Raw genomic sequence first — 21,523 nt, 5'->3', positions numbered from 1 at the left:
CCATGCCTTCGTTGAAGACGCGATCGATGTTGGGCGTGCGATAGCCCATCAGGCCGCGCGTCCAGTAGCTGATGTTCGACTGGCCGATATCGTCCCCCCAGATGACGACGATGTTCGGCTTGGTACCCGCCGCGGGGGCCACTGCGGCAGGAGCCGACGCAGGCCGTGCCGGCGCGGCCTGCTGTGCCTGCGCGAGCTGGATCGGCCCGGCCGCGCCGGCAATGCCGGCGGCGCCGCCGAGAAGGATGTTGCGCCGATTCATGCCGGTGGGAACACTTGGATCGCTCATCTTCATTCCTCTCTCTTGGCTACAGGTGAGGTTTCGTCCAAAGCTACTCCGACGGTCGGCGCGGCCTCCGTGGGATCATGAGGCAGGCCGCCTGATGCAGCGGAAGCCGATATGGCTCATGCCGCTGTCGATCATCTGCGCATGGCGGGCGGCGGGGCGATAGCGCCGGCAGTAGCTTGGCGCGCAGAGGAAGGAGCCGCCCTTCACCACCTTGCGCGGAATGCGGATGGCGGGCTGCGCGGGATCGTAGCTGCCTTCCATGCGGCGGCGGCCGGCGCCGCAGCATTGCGGCTGGTCCGCCTCGGCCTCATGGCGCGCCGTGTACCAGTCCGTCGTCCATTCCCACACGTTGCCGCACATCTCGTGCAGGCCGTAGCCATTGGGCGGGAAGCTGCGGACGGGGCAGGTGCCGTCGAAGCCGTCCGTGCCGAAGTTCCGCCACGGGAAGGGCCCCTGCCAGGTATTGGCCAGATGCACGCCGCCGGGCGCCAGCTCGTCGCCCCAGGCGAATTCGGCGCCATCCAATCCGCCGCGCGCCGCGAATTCCCATTCGGCCTCCGTGGGCAGCGCCTTTCCCGCCCAGGCCGCATAGGCTTCCGCATCCTCGAAGGCGACCTGCACCACCGGATGGTCCCCGCGGGCCGAGATGTCGCTGCCGGGCCCTTCGGGCCGGTGCCAACAGGCGCCGGGAACCCAGCGCCACCAGTTGCGGTAGTCGGATGTGTCCACGCGCCCGGGCGTCATGTGGAAGACGAGGCTGCCCGGCGCCAGCATGGCCGGCTGCGCGCCGGGATAGAGCGCTGGGTCGAGCGGCCGCTCGGCCACCGTGACATAGCCCGTCTGCGCGACGAAATCGGCGAACTCCGCATTGGTCACGCAGGCGTCGTCCATCGCGAAGGCACCGACCTTGCAGGGATGCGCCGGCCGCTCCTCGGGGTAGTGCATGTCGGAGCCCATGACGAACTCGCCGCCGGGGATGGGAATGGCCACGGCGTGGCGGACATCACTTTCCTGCAGCATCCGACGCAAACCCCTCAGGCGCCTTGCGGCGCCGCAGCATGATGCTTCGCGGATCAGTCCGATGACTATGCATGGTTCATCGCGTTCACGGAAGCGCGGTGACGGAAGCTGTCACGAGCCGCTCGCCGCCATCACGAAGACGATGACGGACCCCCACAGCGCCAGCAGGACGTTGCCGATCGCATAGCCGAGGCCGTAGCCGATGGTCGGGATCTTGCTCTTCGCCACCTCCTGCACGGCGGCCAGCGCGGGCGCCGAGGTTCCCGCGCCGCAGCAGGTGCCGAGCAGCACGCCTTCATTCATGCGGAAGACGCGGCTGCCGACCAGGATCGCGGTGCCATGCGCCACGACCACCACGACGATCGAGACGATGACGAGCGCGGGGCCGGACTGCACCAGCCCCGTGACGAAGCTTGGCCCCGCCGAGATGCCGACGCAGGCGATGAAGGCCGAGAGCCCCACGGAATCGAAGAACCACAGCGTGCCCGCCGGCACGAAGCCGAAGCGCCGGTTGCGGGACCGCAGCCACCCGGCCACGAGCCCGCCGAGCAGCGTGCCCACCGCGACGCCGATGCTCAGCTCCAGCGCGCCGAGATGCAGCGCCGGAATGCCGAGCAGGCCGCCCAGGAAGATGAAGAGGCCGACGAACACCATGTCCGTCGCGGAGCTCGGACGGTCGGCATAGCCGAGCGCATCGATGGCGGCCGCCACGCGCGGCCGCGTGCCGACGAGGACGAGCACGTCGCCGCGCTCCAGCGTCAGCCCGTCATAGATGGGGATCTCGTTCCCGCCGCGCACGACATGGCGCAGGAAGACCGCGCGGGCCTGCGGGCTGCGGCGCAGCTCGGCGAGGGTCTTGCCGATCACCTCGCGCTTGGTGACGACCACCTCCACCCTCTCCTCGCGGACGTCGAGGACCTGGCGGTCGTCCACCTCCTCGCCGATCAGATGCGCGTTCTCCACGATCATGGCGCGCCACCCGGCGATGGCGGCGATGTCGCCGGCCTTCAGCACCAGGTCGGGCTTGCCCTCGAGGATCCTGTCGCCGCGATGCACCTGCTCGATATAGGCCTTCCCGCCGGGCGGGGTGGCAGCCTCCGCCTCGGCCACCGTCTTGCCGACCCAGCGGGGCGCGATCCGGAAGGCGCGGGCTTCGACCTCGTGGCGCACCGCCTGCCCTTCGGCTTCGGAGGACGGCGCGCCCCCCAGCTCCTCCTCCATGGCCGCGCAGGCTTCCGGCAGCGGGCGCGGCAGCAGGCGCGGCGCGACCTGCGAGAGCATGATGATCGTCGCGATCACGCCCACGAGGTAGGAGACGGCGAAGGCGGTCGCGACATTCGCCTCGAAGGCATGCGCGGCCTCCGGCGTCGCGCCGATGCGGCGGAAGGTGTCGATGGCGACGCCGACCGTCGCCGATTCCGTGGCGGCGCCGGCCATCAGCCCCGCCGCGATCCCGACATCGAGGCGCAGTGCCAGGGCGCAGGCCAGCGTCACCGCCAGCGCGGTGACGCAGAGGATCACCGTCACGGCGATCTGCGGCAGCGCCTTCGCGTTCAGGCTGCGGAAGAACTGCGGCCCGGTGCGGTAGCCGATGGCGAAGAGGAACAGCAGGAAGAAGGCCTGCTTCACGTCGCCGGATATCCGCACGCCCGTCTGCCCGACGATGACGCCCGCGATCAGGCAGCCCGTCACCGCCCCGACGGTGAAGGAGCCGTAGCTGAGCTTGCCGATCGCATAGCCGAGGCCCAGGGACAGGAACAGCGCGAGCTCGGGGTGCTGGACGAAGATCGCCGAGATCGCGGCCATCATGTCGGTTCAGATCCAGTTCTGCGTCAGGTCAGCTTTTCCCCGCGCGAAGCCCGGAACGCCAGGATGTAGCCGCGCGCGACCGCCCTCACCGCCCGGCCGATCGCGTCATAGGCGTCGTCGTCGAGATTGGCGAAGGAGACGCGCGCCGACCAGTTCGGCGCATCGAAGCCCGAGCCGTTCAGCAGGACGATGCCGTGGTCCTGGGCCAGCTTGAAGGAGATGTCGAGCGGATGGACGTTCGCCTTGATCCACTCGACCAGCTCGTCGCCGAAATAGCGGCGGAGGATGAACTCGAAATCGATGAGCCCGTAATAGCGGTCGAAATAGGGGCCGGCCTTCGCGTCGACGCCCATGCCGTCGATCAGCTTGTGGAAGCGCCGGTCGCAGATGGCCATGCAGGCCTTCTGGTAGATCTTCTGGTCGTCCATCATCTCGACCAGGCTGAACAGGGTCATCATGACCTGCTGCGGCAGCGACAGGCCGGCCGTGTGGTTCAGCGCGACGTCGCGGCTGTCGGCCACGATGCGGTCGATGAACTTCACCTCGCCGGGACGAAGCGTCAGCGCGGCGTAGCGCTTGTTGATCAGCGCCGTCGTCTCGGGCGGATGCGCGCGGATCATGTCGTCGAGGATGTTGTCCTGCGCGACGGCGATGACGCCGAGGCGCCAGCCCGTGCAGCCGAAATACTTCGAGAAGGAATAGACGCCGATGGTGTTGCGCGGCAGGTGGCCGAGCAGGGATTCGAAATTCGGCACGAAGGTGCCGTAGACGTCGTCCGTCAGGATGATGAGGTCCGGCCGCTTCGTCTTCACGAAGGTGACCAGCCGCTTGATCGTATCCGGATGCAGCGCCGTGGCCGAGGGATTGCCCGGGTTCACCAGGAACAGCGCCTTGACCTTCTTGTTCTCCAGCGCCTCCAGATCCTTGTCGGTGAACTGGAACTTGTCCTCCTGCTCGGCGCGGATGTGGATCTGCTCGAGCTTGTAGTCCTCGAGCTCCGGCATCTCGAGATAGGGGGTGAAGATCGGCGTGCCGATGGCGATGGTGTCGCCCGCGTTGAGCAGCCGCTGATTCTTCAGCGCCTTGAAGATGTAGCACATGGCGGCCGTGCCGCCCTCGACGGGATAGAGGTCGAACTTGTCCTTGGGGCGGTGGCCCGAGCACATGGCCCACATCAGGTATTCGTGGACGATGGCCTCGTTATGGACCAGCGCGCGGTCCGGCACGGGGTAGTTGTCGCCGATGATGGAATCGGTCAGTTCGTGCATGAAGGCGTCGGGCGTGAAGCCGAACTTCTTGATGGCGAAATCGACGGCGGCGTCCAGCGTCTCGGCGCCCGGCGCGTCCTCGTCCCCCATGCGGCGCTTCGCCCATTTCTTGAAGCGGGCGTAGCTGCCATCGCGGGCCGGCATGCCCGCAAGACCCGCGACATCATCCTCCATGACACGCCGTGCCTCGGTCAGCGCGAACTGGCCCAGGAGGAAAAAGGCCTCGCGCGCCCGCGTCGCGATCCAGTTCGGATTGCCGCGGCCGGCATTGAGGAAGACGTGCGTGCTCTTGTCGGCCTCGGCGCGGGCCAGGCGGATCAGCTCGTCCTTGATCTCGAACGGGCTCAGCCCCTCGAACTTGGCATAGTCGATGCCCTGATCCATCTGAACTCTCCTATGTCTAGAGCTTGCGCGACCCTGGTTCAGGGTGCCAGCAGCAGAACGATGACGAGTCCGAAGATCGTCAGCAGCGTGTTGCCCACCGCATAGGGCATGCCGTAGCCGAGCGCGGGGATGCGGCTCTTGGCCGCCTCCTGCACCATGCCGAGCGCCGCCGTCGTCGTGCGCACGCCGGCGCAGGCGCCGAACAGGATCGCGGGGTGGAAGCGGAAGAGGTAGTGGCCGATATAGACCGAGGCCACCATCGGCACCGAAGTCGCCACCACGCCCCAGAGGAAGAGCGAGATGCCCACCTGCTGGAGCCCCGCGACGAAGCCGGGCCCCGCGCTGATGCCCACCACCGCGATGAAGATGTTGAGCCCCAGCGTGTTCATCAGCCACAGCGCCGGCCCCGGCACGCGGCCGAAGACCGGATGCGTCGTGCGCAGCCAGCCGAAGATCAGCCCCGCCAGCAGCGCGCCGCCGGAGGTCGAGAGGCCGATGGGAATGCCGCCGATCACGATGGTCAGCGCGCCGACGAAGCCGCCCAGCACGATGCCCCAGGAGACATAGGCGATGTCGGTCGTCTCGACGGGACGGTCGGGGAAGCCGAGCGCCTTGATCGCCGCTTCCACGTGCCGCCGGCTGCCGACGACGGTGATGATGTCGCCGCGCTCGATCTTCATGTCGGGCAGGATCGGGAGCTCCACCATCGAGCGCACGATCTTGCGGACATAGACGCCGCGCGACCACGGCTCGCGGTCCAGCTCGCGCAGGGTACGGCCGGCGAAGGCCTTCTGCGTCACGTAGATGTCGACCACTTCCGCCTCGCCGCTCAGCAGCTCGCGGTCCTCCACCTCGGTCAGGATGGTTTCCAGATGCTCGACCAGCAGCGGCCGCGGGCCGGAGAAGGCGGCGACATCGCCGACCTGCAGCACGGTATCGCCATCGGCCGCGATGATCTGGCCGTTCCGGCGCACCCGCTCCACGAAGACGCGCAGACCGGGAAGCAGCTCGCGCACCGGCCTGCCGGCCAGGCCGCTCGCCTCGTCGATGAGATAGGCGCGGAAGGCGAAGCGCTGATAGCCGGAAGCGATGCCGGGTTCGGACGAGGCCGCGCCGCCGCCGAGCTTCGCCTCATACTCCCGGCAGGCCGCGGGCAGGTCCACGCCGATCAGCTTGGGCCCGAGCTGCGCGAGGATGATCGCCGAGCCGATGGTCCCCCAGATGTAGGTGACGGCATAGGCGATCGGGATCTGGTCGGCGTAGGTCTTTGCCTGCTCGGGCGGCAGCCCCAGTTGGTTGATCTGGTCCGTCGCGACGCCGATGGCTGCCGAGATGGTCTGCGAGCCCGCATAGAGCCCGGCGCTGAAGCCGAGCGGCAGGCCCGAGATCACGGCGCAGGCCCAGGGCACCAGCAGGCAGAGCGCCAGCACGATCAGCGAGAAGGCGATCTGCTTGGGTCCGTCGCTGGAAAGCCCCCGCACGAATTGCGGCCCGACGCCGAAGCCCACGGCGAAGAGGAACAGGATGAAGAGAGTGTTCTTCACATCGGGTGCCACCACGATGTGGAACTGTCCGATGACGACGCCCGCCAGGAGCGTCGCGGTCACATTGCCGAGGTTGAAGCCGAAGACACGGATGGGGCCGATCACGAAGCCGATGGCCAAGGCGAGGAACACCGCGATCTGCGGATAGGTCCTCAACGTGCCGACGAGCCACTCAAGCATGACACCTCGCTTGGCAGCACGCATCGCTGACCCGCCGCGCAGCGGCCGGACCAGCTTGGCGAACCTGCCCCAAACCCATTTTTTCTCATGCTAAGCACCACTTAGGGCACGGCGCAACGAAATCGATGCGATCGCGATTAAATGAATTCGGCATGAACTGATCCGGTCCCGGGCCCGCTTGCGGGCCCCTCGCGCGCCCGGCAGGCTGGCCAGCCGAATCCCCGCATGGAGCGCCTCATGTCCCCCTCGTCCCGCGTCATCCTCGTCACCGGCGCCGCCTCGGGCATCGGTGCCGCCTGCTGCCGCGCCATGGCTGCTCCTGGAACGGCGCTGCTGATCCACACGCGCAAGAATGCGGAGGGCGCGGAGCGCGTCGCCGCCGAGGTGCGCGAGCGTGGCGCGCAGGCTGAGGTGATCCTGGGCGACATCGGCTCGCCGGACGTGCCCGCGACATTGGTGGCGCGTGCGGAGAAGGCCTTCGGCGGGCTCGACGTCGTGGTGGCCAATGCGGGCTTCGCGGACAAGACACCGCTCGGCAAGTCCGACGACGCGCTCTTCGCGCGCAGCATCGACACCATCCTCTGGGGCTTCACGCGGCTCGCCCGCGCCTCGCTGCCGAAGCTGGAGGGGCGCAAGAGCCCGCGGCTCATCGCCATCTCCTCCTTCGTCGCGCATGTCTTCCGCAACGGCGTGACGACCTTTCCGGCCAGCGCCGCCGCCAAGGCGGGCGTCGAGGCGCTGGTGCGCGCGCTCTCGGTTGATGCGGGGCCACATGGCATCACGGTGAACGCGGTGGCGCCCGGCTTCACCCAGAAGGATCCCGGCGCACACGCCGCCTATACCGAGGAGCAGTGGAAGCAGGTGGTAGCGAACATCCCGTTGGGGCGCCTCGGCACGCCGGCGGATGTGGCGGCCATGGTCGCCTTCCTCGCCTCGCCCGCCGCGGATTACGTGACGGGCCAGGTGATCCACGTGAACGGCGGCTTGGTGGGCTAGTTTTCCCGCCCTCCGACGCCGGGCGCATGCGCGGCGGATTCAGCCTTGCAGGTGGCGCGCGAGGAATTCCAGGCTGCGCCGCTGCGCCAGCTTCGCGTCGGCGGGGACGTAGCTGGCGCGCTCCTCGCAGCCGAAGCCGTGACCCGCGCCGTCATAGACGTAGATCTCCACCTCCGGCCGCGCGTCGCGGATCGCCTCCACATCGCGCATCGGGATGGAGGCATCCACCTCGCCGAAATGCAGCTGCACGGGACATTTCGGCGCCTCGTGCCGCGCGGCCGCGATGCCGCCGCCGTACCAGCCGACCGCCGCCTGGAACTCGTCGCTGCGCGTCGCGCCATGCCAGGCGACGGTGCCGCCCCAGCAATAGCCGATGATCCCGCGCGGCACGCCCGCCGGCAGCTCGCCCGCCGCCGCCAGGATGTCGAGCAGCGTCTTCTCCTCCGGGATTTCGCCGCGCAACGCCCGGCCCCGAGCCACGTCCTCGGGCCCATAGCCGAGCTGCATGCCGCGCTCCACGCGGTCGAACAGCGCGGGGCAGATCACGCGATAGCCCTCGGAGGCGAAGGTATCCGCCACATGCCGCATGTGGCGGTTCACGCCGAAGATTTCCTGCACGATGACGAGCGCGCGCTTCGCATGGACATTGCCGGCCATATAGGCCGAAAGCGTATGGCCATCGGCGGCGACGAGCGTGGTCTCCATTGGCGGGGCCCTCCCGGGATGCTTCATTGCGAGCATGGCTGATGTCGTGAACCTGCGAAACTGGCGCAAGACCCGCGAGCGCGAAGAGGCGGAGGCCCAGGCCGCCGCCAACCGCGCGGCCCACGGGCGCACCAAGGCCCAGAAGCAGCGTGACGCCGAGGAGGAAGCCAAGCGCCGTGCCCTGCTGGACCAGGCCAGGCTCGACTGATTTCAGGCCTCAGGCGCTCTCGCGCAGCAACCGCGGGCCCGTGGCGCCCCGCGCCACATCCGCCGCCGGCACGGGCCGCGAGAGCAGGAAGCCCTGCACGATGTTGCAGCCCGCCCGCCGCAGGGCGAAGGCCTGGTCCTGCGTCTCCACCCCCTCCGCGATCACCTCGATTCCCATGCCGCGCGCCAGCGCCATGGTGGCGCGCAGCACGGCGTAGGATTTCGGGTCGTCCGGCAGGCCCGCCACGATGGACTGGTCCAGCTTCAGCCGTTGCACCGGCAGGCGCACCACATGCGGCAGGCCCGAATGGCCGCCGCCGAAATCGTCCAGCGCCAGCGGCACGCCCACCTCGCGCAGCGCGGAGAGCGTGCGCGCCACGCCCGGCAGGTCCCGGATCGCGAGGTCTTCCGGGATTTCGATCTCGATGCGGTGCGGCGCCACCCCGGCGCGCTGCAGCTCGCTTGCCACCTCGGCCGCGAAAGCAGGGTCGTGCAGCGTGACGACGGAGATGTTGATGCCGAGCACCGGGGGCGCATCCGGCCGGTCCCCCCATTCCGCCACCAGCGCCACGGCGCGGCCGAGCACATAGCGGTCGAGCTTGGGCAGCAGCCCGGCCTCCCCGGCCGCCGGAAGCATTTCGGAGGGCGATATCCAGCGGCCGAGGCGGCGGCTGTTCCAGCGCACCAGCGCCTCCGCGCCCACCAGGGCGCGGCTCTCGAGGTCGTGCTGGGTTTGCAGATGCAGCTCCAGTTCACCAGCCTCCAGCGCGGCGGCCAGGGCCTCGCGCAACCCGGCGCGCTGCTCGCTCCGGGTCCGCAGCTCCTCCTCGAAGAGGACCGCGGCGTCACGGCCCTGCGCCTTGGCCGCGCGCAACGCCAGATCGGCGGCGCGATACAGGGCATCGGCCTCCTCGCCATGCGCTGGCGCCGCGGCGATGCCGATACTCGCGGACATGGGCCATGGCGTGCCCTGCACCGTCACGTCGCTGCGCAAGGCGCGCCGCACGCGCTCGGCCAGGGCCAGCCCGGCCGCCGGGGCCGCGCCCGGGCAGAGGATGGCGAACTCGTCGCCCCCCAGCCGGCTGACGGTATCCGTGGGCCGCACGGCCTCGCCCAGCCGCTGGGCGGCCTCCACCAGCAACTGGTCGCCCACGGCATGCCCGTGGCGCTCGTTGGCGGATTTGAAGTGGTCCAGATCGACCAGCAGGATGACCCCACCCCTGGGATCGGCGGTCAGGCGCCTCAGCGCTCCTCCGAAGGCCGCGCGGCCCGCGAGGCCGGTGAGCGGGTCCGGCGCCTCGGCCCAGACGGGCGCGGGCAACGCCATCGGCTCCGTGGAAGGCAGCGCGGTGACGGACCTCGCCGGCTCCGGCAAGGGCTCCGTGAAGGAGACCACCTGCCCGCCGGGCAGCCGCCGCTCCACCAGCCGGGCCTGGCCTCCGGCCTCGACGATGGGGCGGGGGGCGCCATCGGCCTTGGAATGCGCGGCCACGCGCCGGCAGATCTCGGCCTCGCGCTCGGCCGCCGGCAAATGGGCCAGGCGCGGGCGCAGCCAGTCGTCGAAGGGAATGCCTGGCGCCTCGCCCCCGTTGCTCCAGATCAGGCGCAGATCCCGCGACCAGAGGGCGGCCTCGCCCGGCATGGCCATCATGGCGCCGCGCCGCCAGCGAAGCTCGCGCCACAGGCGCCAGCATATGCCGCCGAGCACGAGGAACGGCAGCGCCACCGCCCAGGCCTGAACGCCGAGCCACGCCGCACCCAGGACAAAGGACAGCAACAACAGAAACGGCGTCAGGGCGGGGCGCGGCAAATGGAGCATGTTCTCCTCTCGCCGCAGCTTCGCGCGGCTTGCTTAACCCTTCCTTTCCGCCAAGCTGCCCGGATGGATGACTTTCTGGCCACGGCCGGCGCCGTCGGCGCGGCCTTCCTGCTCGGCGCGCTGATCGGGGCGGAGCGCGAATGGCGGCATCATCCCGGCGGCCTGCGTTCCTGCGCCATCGTGTCCAGCGCCTCCGCCGCCTATGTGCTGATCATGATGCAGGTGGGCGGCAACAATCTCGCGGCCGGGCTGGGCTCGCTGGTCACGGGCATCGGCTTCCTGGGCGCGGGGGTGATCCTGCGGCAGGGCACCGGGGTGCGGGGCCTCTCCACCGCCTCCACCTTCTGGGCGGTGGCGGCGGTGGGGGCGGCCTGCGGGGCGCATCTCTATGCGCTGGCCGTGATGCTGGCCCTGGCCATCGGCGCCTCGCACCTGCTGCTGCGCCCCATCTCCGAGCGGATCGAACGGGCCGCGCCGCCGCCGGACGATCATCCCCGCTGAGACGCCCCGCTGACAGGCGCGCGGATCCATGCTCCGGTCCCGCCCGGAAACAGGACCCAGGAATTCAGCATGACCGCGATCCAGCCGCCGGCCCGCGTGGCCTTTGTCGGACTTGGCGTGATGGGGGCGGCCATGGCGGCCAATCTCCGCCGCGCGGGCTTCGAGCTCGCCATCCACAGCCGCAGCCGCGGCAAGGCCGAGGCGCTGGAGAAGGCCGGCGCCATCTGGTGCCCGACGGGCGCCGAGGCGGCGAAGGGCGCCGCCATCATCGGCCTCTGCGTGCCCGACACGCCCGATGTGGAGGCCGCGATCTTCGGCCCCGGCGGCATCGCCGAGGGCGTGGCGAAGGGCGCGGTGGTGATCGACTTCTCCACCATCTCGGCGAGCGCGGCGGCGGGCTTCGCGGCCCGGCTGGCGGCCGAGCGCGGCGCCACCCTGCTGGACAGCCCGGTCTCCGGCGGGCCGCAGGGCGCGATCGACGGCACGCTGACCTGCATGGTGGGCGGCGAGCGCGCGGGCTTCGAGGCCGCCGCCGCCTATTTCGGCGCAGTGGGCAAGACCATCACGCTGCTGGGGCCGGCCGGTTCCGGCCAGGTCTGCAAGTCCGCCAACCAGCTCATCATCTGCGCCACGCTGACCGCGGTGAGCGAGGCGCTGGCGCTCGGCATCAAGGCCGGGCTGGACCCGGAGGCGATGCGCGGCGCGCTGATGGGCGGCTCGGCCGACAGTTTCGTGATGCGCAACCACGCCAAGCGGCTGCTGGACGGCAAGTTCACGCCCGGCTTCCGGGCGGAGCTGATGCGCAAGGACATCCGCCTCGCCGCGCAGGCCGTGCGCGATCACGGGGTCTTCGGCCCGGCCACCGCCATGGCCGCGCCGCTGCTGGAGCTGGTGTGCAACCAGGGCGCCGGAAAGGACGACCTGGTGGCACTGGGCCGGATGATCGGGGAGCTCTCCGGCGTCGGGAAGAGATGAGGATCCGGGACGCCGTCGCCCGGGATGCGGAGGCGGCCTGCCAGGTGATGCGGCGGTCGATCACGGAGCTCTGCTTCGCCGACCACCGCGACGATCCCGCGATCCTGCAACGCTGGCTGGCCAACAAGACGCCCGGGACCTTCGCCTCATGGCTGGCCCAGGGGCCGGCAACTCCCTTCTCGTCGCGGAGGAGGATGGAGAGATCCTGGCGGTGGGTTCCGTCACCGATGCCGGCGAGATCACCCTGAACTACGTGTCCCCGGATGCGAGGTTCCGGGGGGTCAGCCGGAACATGCTCGCCGCCCTGGAGGGCCGGGCGGCCGCACGGGGAAATGCGGCATGCCGCCTCACCAGCACGGAGACCGCGCGCCGCTTCTACCAGGCCCGGGGCTATAGCGAGACCGGGCCGCCGGCGGGGGGCTTCGGGCCTCGGGATATCCGATGTCGCGGCTTCTCGAGCTTTGAAATTATTGACTTTTCGAGGTGATTTCAGGCATAAGCCGACATGGCGGCGGCGGTATTTTGTCCGAAATCCGCCGCGTGATGCACGGGTAAGATAGTAAGGTAGTAAGATGGTAAGGCGGCTAGTCGGCGCGCGGATGCGCCAGCCGCCAGGTCGCCAGCAGCCCCTCCGCATCCACCGAGGTATATCGCTGCGTCGTGGAGAGGCTCGCATGGCCGAGCAGCTCCTGGATCGCGCGCAGATCGGCCCCGCCCGCCAGCAGATGCGTCGCGAAGGAGTGGCGCAGCGCATGCGGCGTCGCGTGCTCCGGCAGGCCCGCGAGGCGGCGGTAGTCGCGCAGCGCCTTCTGCGCCACCGCCGGGTCCAGCCGCTTGCCGCGCGCGCCGAGGAAGAGCGGCTCGTCCGCCTCGCCGGGGCCGCGATGGCGCAGCCAGTCGGCGATGGCGGCCCGCACCACGGGCAGCACCGGCACCACGCGCTGCTTGCCGCCCTTGCCGGTGATGCGCAGGGAGGAATCCTGGCCGGGCAGCGGCGCCTCGCCGACGGAAAGGCCCAGCGCCTCGCTGATGCGCAGCCCGCAGCCATAGAGCAGCGTGAAGAGCGCCACGTCCCGCGCCGCCTGGTAGTCCGGCCGCTCGGTGCGCTCCGTGTGGCGGATCTCGCCGATCTCCTTCCCCACGGCGCGGGCGTCGCCCCGGCTGAGCGCGCGCGGCACGGGCGCGACACGCTTGGGTCCGCGCATGGCGGCGACCGCGACGGGCGCCAGCCCGTGCCGGCGCGCCAGGAAGCGCAGGAAACTGCGGATGGCGGCGAGCTGCCGGGCGCGCGTGGAATTGCTCGCCCCCTCCTTCGCCCGGGCGGCGAGGAAGCCGCGCAGGTCGGCCGGCCGCAGCTCACCCAGGGCGGCGAGGTCGGGCTCCGCGCCCTGGTGCAGCGTGAGGAAGCCGAGCAGGTCGCCCACGTCGCGGCCATAGGCCTCGATGGTGTGCGGGCTCGCGCGGCGCTCGGCGGCGAGCCAGGTGAGGAATTCCGCGCGCGCCGCCGCGCCGTTCATCGCGCCAGCGCGGCCTGCAGCGCGCGGGCCAGGAAGGCGAGCGTGGCGGGCTCGTTCGGCAAGTCGGCGGCGTTGCGGGCGCCGAGGACCAGCGTGTGGTCGCCCGCATGCAGCAGCGCCTCGCGCGCGATCAGCGGCGCGGCCTCGCCGTGCAGGGAGGCGCTGGCCTGCTCCACGTCGCGCAGGATGAGCGGCGCGCCGGACACGCTGGCGATGAGCCGGCAGGATTCGAGGCCGAGGCGCGCGGGCCATTCGTCGCGCACGCAATCCAGCGCGTCGCGCGCCGCGATGAGCGCCAGCACGGCCTCGCCGGCGCGGGCGGCGAAGGCCGCGCGGATGCGCTGGGCTTCGAGCAGGGCGCGCCATTCGTCGCGCCCGGCCTGGATCATGGCCGCCATGTGGTCGGCCAGGACCTCGCCATGCACGCGCACCGGGGGCGCGAGCAGGGCGTAGAGCTGCGGCCGCGCGGCGAGGAAGCCGGGATGGGCGTGGAGGTAGCTCTCCACCACCTCCGCCTCGGCGTCGCGCGGCGCCGTCTTCACAGGATCGACTGGCCCGTCTTGGCCCAGTCGGCCAGGAAGGCCTCGAGGCCGCGATCCGTCAGCGGGTGCTTGATCAGCGCCTTGATGACGTTGGGCGGCATGGTGCCGACATGCGCGCCGAGCTTGGCGGCCTGCAGCACATGCACCGGGTGGCGGATGGAGGCGACCAGCACCTCGGTCGCGAAGTTGTAGTTGTCGTAGATCTGCACGACGTCGGCGATCATCTCCATGCCGTCCTGGCCGATATCGTCCAGCCGGCCCACGAAGGGGGAGATGAAGGCAGCGCCGGCCTTGGCCGCCAGCAGCGCCTGGTTGGCCGAGAAGCAGAGCGTGACGTTGACGGGCGTGCCCTCGTCGCTCAGCACCTTGCAGACGCGCAGGCCGGCCTCGGTCAGCGGCACCTTCACGCAGACGTTGGACGCGATGTCGCGGAGGTACTTGCCCTCCTTCAGCATGGTCTCGAAATCGGTCGCCGTGACCTCGGCCGAGACGGGGCCTTCGGTGATCGTGCAGATCTCGGCGATCACCTCGGCGATCTTGCGGCCGGACTTGGCGATCAGGCTCGGGTTGGTCGTGACGCCGTCCATCAGGCCCGTCCCCGCGAGGGAGCGGAGCTCGGTGACGTCGGCGGTATCCACGAAGAACTTCATGGGGGCATTATCCTTCAGAATGCGGCGATTCGGGGGGGCGGGATTGACCCGCGCATGCTGCGTCGCGAAGTGGATAGCCCATGGCGACACCTTCCCGAAAGGCCGGGCGACGCATCCGTGTCCTGCTGCCACTGCCGCTCGAGGGCGCCTACGACTACCGCCTGCCACCGGACCTGGTGGCCGGGCCGGGCAGCTTCGTGGAGGTTCCCCTCGGCGGGAGGGTAAGCCTCGGCGTCGTCTGGGACGACCTGGAAAACCCTGAACCGATTGCCGAATCCCGCCTGCGGGAGGTGATCTCGGTCAAGCCCGCGCCCGCCATGCGGGAGAACCTGCGCCGCCTGGTGGACTGGGTCGCGGCCTATACCCTCTCGCCGCCCGGCGCGGTGCTGCGGATGGCCATGTCCTCCCCCTCGGCGCTGGAAGAGCCGACGGCCATCTCCGGCTGGCGGCGGGTGGAGGGGGCGGAGGCGCGCCTCACGCCGGACCGCGCCAAGGCCCTGGAAGCGCTCGGAACCCATATCCTGCCGGGGACCGAGATCGCGCGTGCCGCCGGGGTCTCGATGGGGGTGGTGCGCGGCATGGCCTCGGTCGGGCTGATCGAGCCCGCGCTGCTGCCGCGCGCCGGAGCCTTCCCCCGCCCCATCCCCGATTTCGCGCCCCCCACCCTGCGCGAGGAGCAGGCGCTGGCCGCCGCCGCGCTGCGCGAGGGGGTGATCTCCCATGAATTCGGGGTGACGCTGCTGGAGGGCGTGACGGGCTCCGGCAAGACGGAGGTCTATCTCGACGCCGTCGCCCAATGCCTGCGCGAAGGGCGGCAGGCGCTGGTGCTGCTGCCGGAGATCGCGCTCTCCACCCAATGGCTGTCCCGGTTCGAGCGGCGCTTCGGCGCGCCGCCCGCGCTCTGGCATTCGGAGCTGACCTCCCGCACCCGCCGCGTCACCTGGCGCGCGGTGGCGGAGGGCGACGCGCCGGTGCTGGTCGGCGCGCGCTCGGCACTGTTCCTGCCCTTCCCGGACCTCGGCCTCATCATCGTGGACGAGGAGCACGAGACGGCGTTCAAGCAGGAAGAGGGCGTGATCTACCACGCGCGCGACATGGCGGTCGTCCGCGCGCGGCTGGAATCGGCGGCCTGCGTGCTGGTGAGCGCGACGCCGAGCCTGGAGAGCGTCACCAACGCGCAGGAGGGGCGCTATGCCCATGTCACCCTGCCCAACCGCCACCATGGCGCGGCGCTGCCTCGGATCGAGGCGCTGGACCTGCGCCAGCACCCGCCCGAGCGTGGCCGCTTCCTGGCGCCGCCGCTGGTGGATGCGGTGCGCGAGACCATGGCGCGCGGCGAGCAGGCCATGCTCTTCCTCAACCGCCGCGGCTATGCGCCGCTGACGCTGTGCCGCACCTGCGGCCACCGGATGCAATGCCCCAACTGCACGGCCTGGCTGGTGGAGCATCGCGCCCAGCGCCGCCTGCAATGCCACCATTGCGGCCACACCGAGCCCACGCCCCTCGCCTGCTCGGAATGCGGGACGGAGCATTCGCTGGTGCCCATCGGCCCCGGCGTGGAGCGCATCCAGGAGGAGGTCGCGGAGCTCTTCCCCGAGGCCCGGCGCCTCGTGATGGCGAGCGACACCATCCCCGGGCCCGCCGCCGCCGCCGAAGCCGCGCGGCGGATCGAGGAGCGGGAGGTGGACCTCATCATCGGCACGCAGATCGTGGCCAAGGGCTGGCACTTCGCGCATCTGACGCTGGTCGGCGTGGTGGATGCCGATCTCGGCCTCGCGGGCGGCGACCTGCGCGCGGGCGAGCGGACCTTGCAGCTGCTGCACCAGGTCGCGGGCCGCGCGGGGCGCGAGGGCAGCACGCCGGGCACGGTGCTGCTGCAGACCTTCTCGCCGGAGCACCCCGTGATGGCGGCCCTGATCGCGGACGACATGCCGGGCTTCCTGAAGGCCGAGGCTGCGCAGCGCGCCCCGGGGCACTGGCCGCCCTTCGGGCGCCTCGCCGCGCTCATCGTCAGCAGCGAGGATGCCCGCGCGGCCGAGCGCACCTCGCGCGACCTGGGCCTCTCGGCGCCGACGGGTCAGGGCATCCAGGTGCTGGGCCCTGCCCCCGCGCCGCTGGCCCTGCTGCGCGGACGCCACCGCCATCGCCTCCTGCTGAAGGCCGAGCGCGGCATCCGCGTGCAGCCGCTGGTGCACGACTGGCTGGCCCGCACGCCCATCCCGCGCGAGGTGCGCGTGCAGGTGGATGTGGATCCGGTCGGGTTTCTCTAGCCCTCGACCTCCCGCGCCTGCCCGCCTTCGATCAGCAGGAAGCGCGTGCCCACGGCCTCGACGAAGCGGCGGTCATGCGAGACCAGGACGCAGGTCGCGCCCTGGGCCAGCAGCTCCTTCTCCAGCTGCTCCTGCCCCGGGATGTCCACATGGTTCGTCGGCTCGTCCAGCAGGTAGAAGTTGGGTTCCGCGAGGCGGAGCAGCAGCAGGCCGAGACGTGCTCTCTGCCCGGGCGAGAGGCGGCCGATGGGGCATTGCTGCGCCTCGGCGTCGATGCCCGCGCCGGCCAGCAGCGCGGTCGCCCTTCCATCGGCGACATGCGACGCCACGAGCCGATGCGGCGTCCCGCTCTCGGGCAGATGCGCCATGCCCTGGGCGGCATGGCCGATGACGAGGCTCGGGTTGACCTGCACGCCCGGCACGGCGCCGGCCGTCGCCCGAAGCAGCGTGCGGACCAGCTGCGACTTGCCCACGCCGTTGCGGCCCAGCAGCACCAGCCGGTCGCCCTGGCGAATGTCGAGCCGCGCGATGCGGAACAGCGCCTTCCCGTCCGGCGCCGCGATCGCGCCATCGCGGATCGTCGCCAGCACCTTGGCATGGGTGTCGCGGCTCGCGAGGCGAATGCTGGCGGGCCGCTCGGCATGGAGCGTGCGCAGCGTCGCTTCCAGCCGGTCGGCGCGGTCGCGCAGCTGCATGGACTTCTTCTGCAGCAGGTCGCTGCCGCTGTTGACGCCGATGTTGCGCAGCTCCCCTGCGTTGCGGCGCAGGCGCGTGACCTCCCTGGCATCCTTGGCCTGCCGGCGTTCGTCCGCCGAATCGTCCTCGGCCAGGAGTTCGCGTGCGGTGCCGTAGGGATGGGCGTAGAGGCGGCTCACGCCGGGGCGGAGGAACAGCGTCCGGTTGGTGCAGCTGTCGAGGAAGCCGCGGTCGTGGCTGGCGACCAGCATCGGCGTGCGGGAAGCCGGGCCGGCGATCCAGCCCTCCAGCAGGCCGATCTTCTCCAGGTCGAGATGGTTCGTGGGCTCGTCCAGCAGCAGGACGTCCGGCTCCGCGATCCAGGCGCGCGCCAGCAGGGCGAGGCGCTGCCAGCCGCCGCTGAGCGCCGACAAGGGACGGTCGCGCAGCTCCTCCGGCGCGGCGAACTCGTCCAGTACGGCGCCGACGCGCCATTCCTCCTGCGCGCGGTCGGCGGGCGGCAGGGCGCGCCGCAGGGCTTCGCTCAGCGTCAGGCCGAGCAGGGAGGACGGCACATCCTGCTCCACGAAGCCCAGGCGCGTGCCGCGGGAGAGCACGACGCTCCCTTGGTCCGGCTCGGCCCGGCCGGCCATGCAGCGCAGCAGGGTGGACTTGCCGGTGCCATTGGCCGCGACGAGTCCGATGCGGTCCCCGGGACCGATGTTGAGGGTCAGGTTCTGGAACAGAGGGCGAGGCGTGACGACACCGAGGTCGCGCAGGGCGATGAGAGCCATGGAGAGGAATTCCGGACAGTCGCGCGGCATGGGCGCGCGGATGCGACAAGGGCAGTCCGGAACGGAAGCGTGATGGCTTCAGGCGGCCCTGCCCTGCGAAAGAGAACTATCGCAGGGCGGAAACAGGGCCTCTCGGATGGTGCTGGTTGTATGCGTGCATCCAGCCCTCCTGTGCGCTGCATGTCGGAACGGGGGCACGCTAAGGCGCGTGGACGGCACTTGGCAAGCACTGGCGCATTCGCCGCCCACGCGCCGCTCCGCTAACCTGCGCGCGTGCGAATCCGCTGCCCCCTCCCCGGCGCCGCCGCCTGACATGGCCCGCGTCACCATCCGCGACGTGGCCAGGCTCGTCGGCGTCTCCGAGGCCACGGTCTCCAACGCGCTGGCGGGCAAGCCCATCGTGGCGGCCGAGACGAAGGAGCGCGTGCGGCGCGCCGCCACGGAGCTCGGCTACCAGATCTCGCCGATCGCGCGCGCGTTGCGGACGGGGCATAGCGGGACGGTGGGGATCGTCGTCTCCAACCTCGCGAACCCGTTCTATGCGGACCTGCTGCTGGGCATCAGCAGCGTGCTCACGCCGCTCGGCTACCAGACCATCATCTGCAACACGGAATCGCGGGAGGATCTGCAGGAGTGGCATATGACGCACCTGCTGCGCCACATGGTCGACGGCATCCTGCTGCTTTCCTACTCCTCGCGCACCGAGGACACGACGCGCGCGCTCAAGGCAGGCGTGCCGCTGGTCTCCTTCTGGCGCCGCACGGGCGGAAGCGAGACGAGCTTCGTGGGCCTGGACGACGCCGCCGGCATGCGCGCCGCGCTGGAGCACCTGTGGTCGCTCGGGCACCGGCGCGTGGGGCTGCTGCGCGCGCATCTGGGTTCCAGCCCCAGCGATGCGCGGGAGGCCGAGTTCCGTCGCTTCCTGGAGGAGCACGGCGCACCGCCCGCGCCCGGCTGCGTCGCGGAGGCGGAGATCTCCATCGAGGGCGGGCGCGAGGGCACGGCGCGGATGCTGACCCTGCCCGAACCGCCGACCGCGGTGATCGCGACCTCGGACATCATGGCGCTCGGCGCCACGGTCGCGGCGGCGGACAGGGGGCTCGCCGTGCCGGGCGGCCTGTCGGTCGTCGGCTTCGAGGATACCTTCGTGGCGGCCCTGCCGCAGATCCAGCTGACGACCGTCTCGGTGCCGCGGCGCGAGCTGGGCGTGCGCGCCGCGGAAATGCTGCTGGAGCGCATCGCCGCGCCCAGCCAGCCGGTGCGGGAGCTGGTGCTCCAGCCCGGCTTCGTGATCCGCGGGACGACTAGTTCGCCCTGACGTTCCCCTCCGAGATCACACGCGCCCAGCTCAGCCGGTCCGCGGCGAGGCGCCGGGTGAAGTCGGCCGTGCCCTCGAAATGCGGCGTGAAGCCGAGGTCCACCAGGCGCTGGCGCAGCGTGGCGTCCTGCATCGCGCGGCCGATGGCGCCGGCCCAGATCTGGCGCAGCGCGTCGGGCATGTCCTTGTGCGCGCACATGCCGAACCAGCCCGTCACGTCGAAGCCGGGGATGGTGGCGGAGATGCGCGGCGCATCGGGGAAGACCGGCGAAGGCGTCGGGTCGCCGATGCCCAGCAGGCGCAGGTCGCCCGACTGCGTCTGGCGCGTCGCGTCGCCGAGATTGCCGATCATGAAGTCGATGCGGCCGGCCATCATGTCCAGGATGGCGGGCGCCGTGCCTCGATAGGGCACATGCGTCATGTCCACGCGCGCCAGGCTCTTCATCAGTTCGCCGGAGAGATGCTGGGCGGAGCCGGCGCCGGGGCTCGCGAAGGTGATCTGGCCGGGACGGGCGCGCGCGGCGCCGAGGATGTCGCCGACGCTGCGGAACTCGCTGCCCGCGCCGACGAAGAGCCCGTAGGAGGAGAGCGCGACATTGGCGACCGGCCCCGTTTCGGTGCCAGGATCGAGCGGCAGCGTGGCGCCCTGGAGCTGCGGCGTGATGGCCAGCGTGCTCATGGAGCATTGGTAGAGCAGCGTGCCGTCAGGCGGGCTTTGGGCCACATAGGCGGCGGCGACCACGCCGTTCACGCCCGTGCGATTCTCCACCACCACGCGTTGGCCCAGCATCGGGCTGATGGCATCGGCCACCAGGCGCGTGAGCGTGTCGCTGGACCCGCCTGGCGCGAAGCCGCTGATGATGCGCAAGGGGCGATCCGGAAGGGCGTTCTGCGCGAAGGCGGGGGTGCCGAGCAGCAGGGCCACGCCAACGCCAAGGGCGGCGCGCAGGCGCCGCGTCACATCTGCCATCTTGGTTGTTTCCCGTGGTTTTTCTTGAATGGGCGACAGGGGTGGACGCCGGGATCCTGTCCCGGCGCCGGAGGCAGGCTCAGGCGGCCTGCTGCAGGGTGGAGGCCGCGTCCATCAGCGTGACGCGCCGCATGTCGCGCGGGTAGCGCTTGTCGTCATAGGAACGGCCGCGATGCATGGTCGTGCGGTTGTCCCACATCAGCAGGTCGTTCACTCGCCAGGCGTGGCTGTACACGAAGCGCCGGTCGGTCGCGTGCTCCATCAGGTCGCGAACCAGGGCGAGCGCCTCGGGAACCGGCCAGCCGAGGATGCGGCCGATATGGGACGACAGGAACAGGCTGCGTCGGCCGGTCGTGGGGAAGTACCGGACCAGGCGCTGCTGCACCGGCGCGAAACTGGCACGCTCGGCCTCGGTGAACTCGGTGAAGCCCAGCAGCTGGCGCGAGTAGAGCAGGCTGTGCTCGCAGACCAGGTCGCGGACCTTGGCCTGCATCTCCGGGTCCAGCGCATCCCAGGCGGCGCGCATATCCGCGACCTCGGTCGCGCCGCCGCTCGGCGGAATCACGCGGGCATGCAGCATGGAATAGAGCGCCGGGACCGCCTTGAAGCTGCTGTCGCTGTGCCAGAGCTGGTTGCCGAGGTTGAACATCCGCCGCCGGGCATCGGCCGCCAGAATGGTCCCGTCTGGGGCCAGATTGGAGATGTCGTTGATGGTCTTGTCGGCCAGGCGGGTCTTCTCGGCATCGACCGTGGCGCGGCTCGCCTCGATGGTGCCGAGCGCCTCGCCGAAGGCGCGCTGCTGGGCGTCGTCCAGCGCCTGGTCGCGGAAGATCAGGGTGGCGTAGCGGTCCATGGCCGCGTGGATCTCGGTGGCGGTGGCCGGAGAAATTTTTTCCCGCAGGTCGATGCCGGTGACTTCCGCGACAAAGTCGGGCCTGACGGGGGTGATGGTCAGCGAAGCCATACTGTTTCTCCTGGACAGCGGGCGGTCTTTGCCGCCTCGGGGGTTTCCGGAGCTGAATTTAATCGATTAAATTAGGACTTGCAACGCGGCTGCCTTTGCAGGCCTGACGCGCTTCCCATGTCCCGG

Annotated in this window: 19 protein-coding genes and 1 pseudogene; 7 read left to right on the top strand and 13 right to left on the bottom strand. The window is 70.7% G+C overall.

Features of this window, described 5'->3' with window-relative positions:
- From WJM96_RS22515 to aspT (WJM96_RS22495), 5 genes and pseudogenes are all read right to left on the bottom strand, one after another.
- Positions 1 to 295 (bottom strand): annotated as a pseudogene (locus WJM96_RS22515) (arylsulfatase); the annotation flags it as partial.
- A gap of 69 nt (positions 296 to 364) precedes the next feature.
- Positions 365 to 1,309, bottom strand: coding sequence for a formylglycine-generating enzyme family protein (locus tag WJM96_RS22510; RefSeq protein ID WP_424814811.1), 945 nt, complete (start codon positions 1,307 to 1,309; stop codon positions 365 to 367).
- A 111-nt stretch (positions 1,310 to 1,420) separates the two neighbouring features.
- Positions 1,421 to 3,118, bottom strand: coding sequence for an aspartate-alanine antiporter (gene aspT / locus WJM96_RS22505; protein ID WP_424814810.1), 1,698 nt, complete (start codon positions 3,116 to 3,118; stop codon positions 1,421 to 1,423).
- 23 nt (positions 3,119 to 3,141) lie between these two features.
- Positions 3,142 to 4,770 carry a bifunctional aspartate transaminase/aspartate 4-decarboxylase gene (locus WJM96_RS22500; RefSeq protein ID WP_424814809.1) on the bottom strand — a complete coding sequence of 543 codons (1,629 nt, stop codon included), beginning with the start codon at positions 4,768 to 4,770 and terminating at the stop codon, positions 3,142 to 3,144.
- 38 nt (positions 4,771 to 4,808) lie between these two features.
- Positions 4,809 to 6,494, bottom strand: coding sequence for an aspartate-alanine antiporter (gene aspT / locus WJM96_RS22495; protein ID WP_424814808.1), 1,686 nt, complete (start codon positions 6,492 to 6,494; stop codon positions 4,809 to 4,811).
- Positions 6,495 to 6,731: 237 nt separating this feature from the next.
- Between aspT (WJM96_RS22495) and WJM96_RS22490 the strand changes: the two genes are divergently transcribed.
- A complete protein-coding gene (locus WJM96_RS22490) occupies positions 6,732 to 7,490 on the top strand; it encodes an SDR family NAD(P)-dependent oxidoreductase (protein ID WP_424814807.1) in 759 nt (252 codons plus the stop codon).
- Positions 7,491 to 7,529: 39 nt separating this feature from the next.
- Here the strand turns inward: WJM96_RS22490 and WJM96_RS22485 are convergent, their stop codons facing one another.
- Positions 7,530 to 8,195 carry a dienelactone hydrolase family protein gene (locus WJM96_RS22485; protein WP_424814806.1) on the bottom strand — a complete coding sequence of 222 codons (666 nt, stop codon included), beginning with the start codon at positions 8,193 to 8,195 and terminating at the stop codon, positions 7,530 to 7,532.
- A 34-nt stretch (positions 8,196 to 8,229) separates the two neighbouring features.
- Here WJM96_RS22485 and WJM96_RS22480 point away from each other — a divergent pair, with 34 nt between their 5' ends.
- Positions 8,230 to 8,403 carry a DUF4169 family protein gene (locus WJM96_RS22480; RefSeq protein ID WP_424814805.1) on the top strand — a complete coding sequence of 58 codons (174 nt, stop codon included), beginning with the start codon at positions 8,230 to 8,232 and terminating at the stop codon, positions 8,401 to 8,403.
- A gap of 9 nt (positions 8,404 to 8,412) precedes the next feature.
- Here the strand turns inward: WJM96_RS22480 and WJM96_RS22475 are convergent, their stop codons facing one another.
- Positions 8,413 to 10,221 carry a putative bifunctional diguanylate cyclase/phosphodiesterase gene (locus WJM96_RS22475; protein WP_424814804.1) on the bottom strand — a complete coding sequence of 603 codons (1,809 nt, stop codon included), beginning with the start codon at positions 10,219 to 10,221 and terminating at the stop codon, positions 8,413 to 8,415.
- Positions 10,222 to 10,284: 63 nt separating this feature from the next.
- Between WJM96_RS22475 and WJM96_RS22470 the strand changes: the two genes are divergently transcribed.
- From WJM96_RS22470 to WJM96_RS22460, 3 genes are all read left to right on the top strand, one after another.
- The gene (locus tag WJM96_RS22470) at positions 10,285 to 10,722 is read left to right on the top strand and encodes an MgtC/SapB family protein (protein ID WP_424814803.1); all 438 of its coding nucleotides are present in this window, start codon (positions 10,285 to 10,287) and stop codon (positions 10,720 to 10,722) included.
- Positions 10,723 to 10,791: 69 nt separating this feature from the next.
- Positions 10,792 to 11,697 carry an NAD(P)-dependent oxidoreductase gene (locus WJM96_RS22465; RefSeq protein WP_424814802.1) on the top strand — a complete coding sequence of 302 codons (906 nt, stop codon included), beginning with the start codon at positions 10,792 to 10,794 and terminating at the stop codon, positions 11,695 to 11,697.
- Between the two features lie 148 nt (positions 11,698 to 11,845).
- Complete coding sequence (locus WJM96_RS22460; RefSeq protein ID WP_424814801.1) at positions 11,846 to 12,184, top strand: GNAT family N-acetyltransferase; 339 nt, start codon at positions 11,846 to 11,848, stop codon at positions 12,182 to 12,184.
- Positions 12,185 to 12,281: 97 nt separating this feature from the next.
- On the opposite strand, the gene WJM96_RS22455 is transcribed toward WJM96_RS22460, so the two are convergent.
- From WJM96_RS22455 to fsa, 3 genes are read right to left on the bottom strand one after another with little or no spacing between them, the layout of a single operon-like run.
- A complete protein-coding gene (locus tag WJM96_RS22455; RefSeq protein WP_424814800.1) occupies positions 12,282 to 13,214 on the bottom strand; it encodes a tyrosine recombinase XerC in 933 nt (310 codons plus the stop codon).
- Complete coding sequence (locus tag WJM96_RS22450; protein WP_424814799.1) at positions 13,211 to 13,756, bottom strand: hypothetical protein; 546 nt, start codon at positions 13,754 to 13,756, stop codon at positions 13,211 to 13,213. Before WJM96_RS22450 ends, WJM96_RS22455 begins: the two co-directional genes overlap by 4 nt.
- Positions 13,753 to 14,406: a fructose-6-phosphate aldolase gene (fsa, locus tag WJM96_RS22445; protein ID WP_424814798.1), complete on the bottom strand. Its 654-nt coding sequence runs from the start codon at positions 14,404 to 14,406 to the stop codon at positions 13,753 to 13,755. Before fsa ends, WJM96_RS22450 begins: the two co-directional genes overlap by 4 nt.
- Before the next feature lie 80 nt (positions 14,407 to 14,486).
- Between fsa and WJM96_RS22440 the strand changes: the two genes are divergently transcribed.
- A complete protein-coding gene (locus WJM96_RS22440) occupies positions 14,487 to 16,676 on the top strand; it encodes a primosomal protein N' (protein ID WP_424814797.1) in 2,190 nt (729 codons plus the stop codon).
- Here WJM96_RS22440 and WJM96_RS22435 read toward each other — a convergent pair.
- A complete protein-coding gene (locus WJM96_RS22435; RefSeq protein ID WP_424814796.1) occupies positions 16,673 to 18,175 on the bottom strand; it encodes an ABC-F family ATP-binding cassette domain-containing protein in 1,503 nt (500 codons plus the stop codon). The two genes, WJM96_RS22440 and WJM96_RS22435, sit on opposite strands and share 4 nt — an antisense overlap.
- 283 nt (positions 18,176 to 18,458) lie before the next feature.
- Between WJM96_RS22435 and WJM96_RS22430 the strand changes: the two genes are divergently transcribed.
- The gene (locus WJM96_RS22430; RefSeq protein WP_424814795.1) at positions 18,459 to 19,463 is read left to right on the top strand and encodes a LacI family DNA-binding transcriptional regulator; all 1,005 of its coding nucleotides are present in this window, start codon (positions 18,459 to 18,461) and stop codon (positions 19,461 to 19,463) included.
- Here the strand turns inward: WJM96_RS22430 and WJM96_RS22425 are convergent.
- On the bottom strand, positions 19,450 to 20,433 hold the full coding sequence (locus WJM96_RS22425; protein ID WP_424814794.1) for a Bug family tripartite tricarboxylate transporter substrate binding protein: 984 nt from the start codon (positions 20,431 to 20,433) through the stop codon (positions 19,450 to 19,452). The two genes, WJM96_RS22430 and WJM96_RS22425, sit on opposite strands and share 14 nt — an antisense overlap.
- A gap of 79 nt (positions 20,434 to 20,512) precedes the next feature.
- Positions 20,513 to 21,397, bottom strand: a complete 885-nt coding sequence (locus WJM96_RS22420; protein WP_424814793.1) for a TauD/TfdA dioxygenase family protein — start codon at positions 21,395 to 21,397, stop codon at positions 20,513 to 20,515.
- Positions 21,398 to 21,523: the final 126 nt, after the last annotated feature.

This window comes from Roseococcus sp. YIM B11640 (assembly GCF_049727625.1).
GTDB lineage: Bacteria > Pseudomonadota > Alphaproteobacteria > Acetobacterales > Acetobacteraceae > Roseococcus.
The sequence above is the reverse complement of the archived record's forward strand: the minus strand, read 5'-3'. Positions and strand labels throughout refer to the sequence as shown.

Bases quoted from the DNA above. Each gene is read 5' to 3' on its own strand.
- WJM96_RS22510 (WP_424814811.1), bottom strand. From the start codon at position 1,309: ATGCTGCAGGAAAGTGATGTCCGCCACGCCGTGGCCATTCCCATCCCC.
- aspT (WP_424814810.1), bottom strand. From the start codon at position 3,118: ATGATGGCCGCGATCTCGGCGATCTTCGTCCAGCACCCCGAGCTCGCG.
- WJM96_RS22500 (WP_424814809.1), bottom strand. From the start codon at position 4,770: ATGGATCAGGGCATCGACTATGCCAAGTTCGAGGGGCTGAGCCCGTTC.
- aspT (WP_424814808.1), bottom strand. From the start codon at position 6,494: ATGCTTGAGTGGCTCGTCGGCACGTTGAGGACCTATCCGCAGATCGCG.
- WJM96_RS22490 (WP_424814807.1), top strand. From the start codon at position 6,732: ATGTCCCCCTCGTCCCGCGTCATCCTCGTCACCGGCGCCGCCTCGGGC.
- WJM96_RS22485 (WP_424814806.1), bottom strand. From the start codon at position 8,195: ATGGAGACCACGCTCGTCGCCGCCGATGGCCATACGCTTTCGGCCTAT.
- WJM96_RS22480 (WP_424814805.1), top strand. From the start codon at position 8,230: ATGGCTGATGTCGTGAACCTGCGAAACTGGCGCAAGACCCGCGAGCGC.
- WJM96_RS22475 (WP_424814804.1), bottom strand. From the start codon at position 10,221: ATGCTCCATTTGCCGCGCCCCGCCCTGACGCCGTTTCTGTTGTTGCTG.
- WJM96_RS22470 (WP_424814803.1), top strand. From the start codon at position 10,285: ATGGATGACTTTCTGGCCACGGCCGGCGCCGTCGGCGCGGCCTTCCTG.
- WJM96_RS22465 (WP_424814802.1), top strand. From the start codon at position 10,792: ATGACCGCGATCCAGCCGCCGGCCCGCGTGGCCTTTGTCGGACTTGGC.
- WJM96_RS22460 (WP_424814801.1), top strand. From the start codon at position 11,846: ATGGCTGGCCCAGGGGCCGGCAACTCCCTTCTCGTCGCGGAGGAGGAT.
- WJM96_RS22455 (WP_424814800.1), bottom strand. From the start codon at position 13,214: ATGAACGGCGCGGCGGCGCGCGCGGAATTCCTCACCTGGCTCGCCGCC.
- fsa (WP_424814798.1), bottom strand. From the start codon at position 14,406: ATGAAGTTCTTCGTGGATACCGCCGACGTCACCGAGCTCCGCTCCCTC.
- WJM96_RS22440 (WP_424814797.1), top strand. From the start codon at position 14,487: ATGGCGACACCTTCCCGAAAGGCCGGGCGACGCATCCGTGTCCTGCTG.
- WJM96_RS22435 (WP_424814796.1), bottom strand. From the start codon at position 18,175: ATGCCGCGCGACTGTCCGGAATTCCTCTCCATGGCTCTCATCGCCCTG.
- WJM96_RS22430 (WP_424814795.1), top strand. From the start codon at position 18,459: ATGGCCCGCGTCACCATCCGCGACGTGGCCAGGCTCGTCGGCGTCTCC.
- WJM96_RS22425 (WP_424814794.1), bottom strand. From the start codon at position 20,433: ATGGCAGATGTGACGCGGCGCCTGCGCGCCGCCCTTGGCGTTGGCGTG.
- WJM96_RS22420 (WP_424814793.1), bottom strand. From the start codon at position 21,397: ATGGCTTCGCTGACCATCACCCCCGTCAGGCCCGACTTTGTCGCGGAA.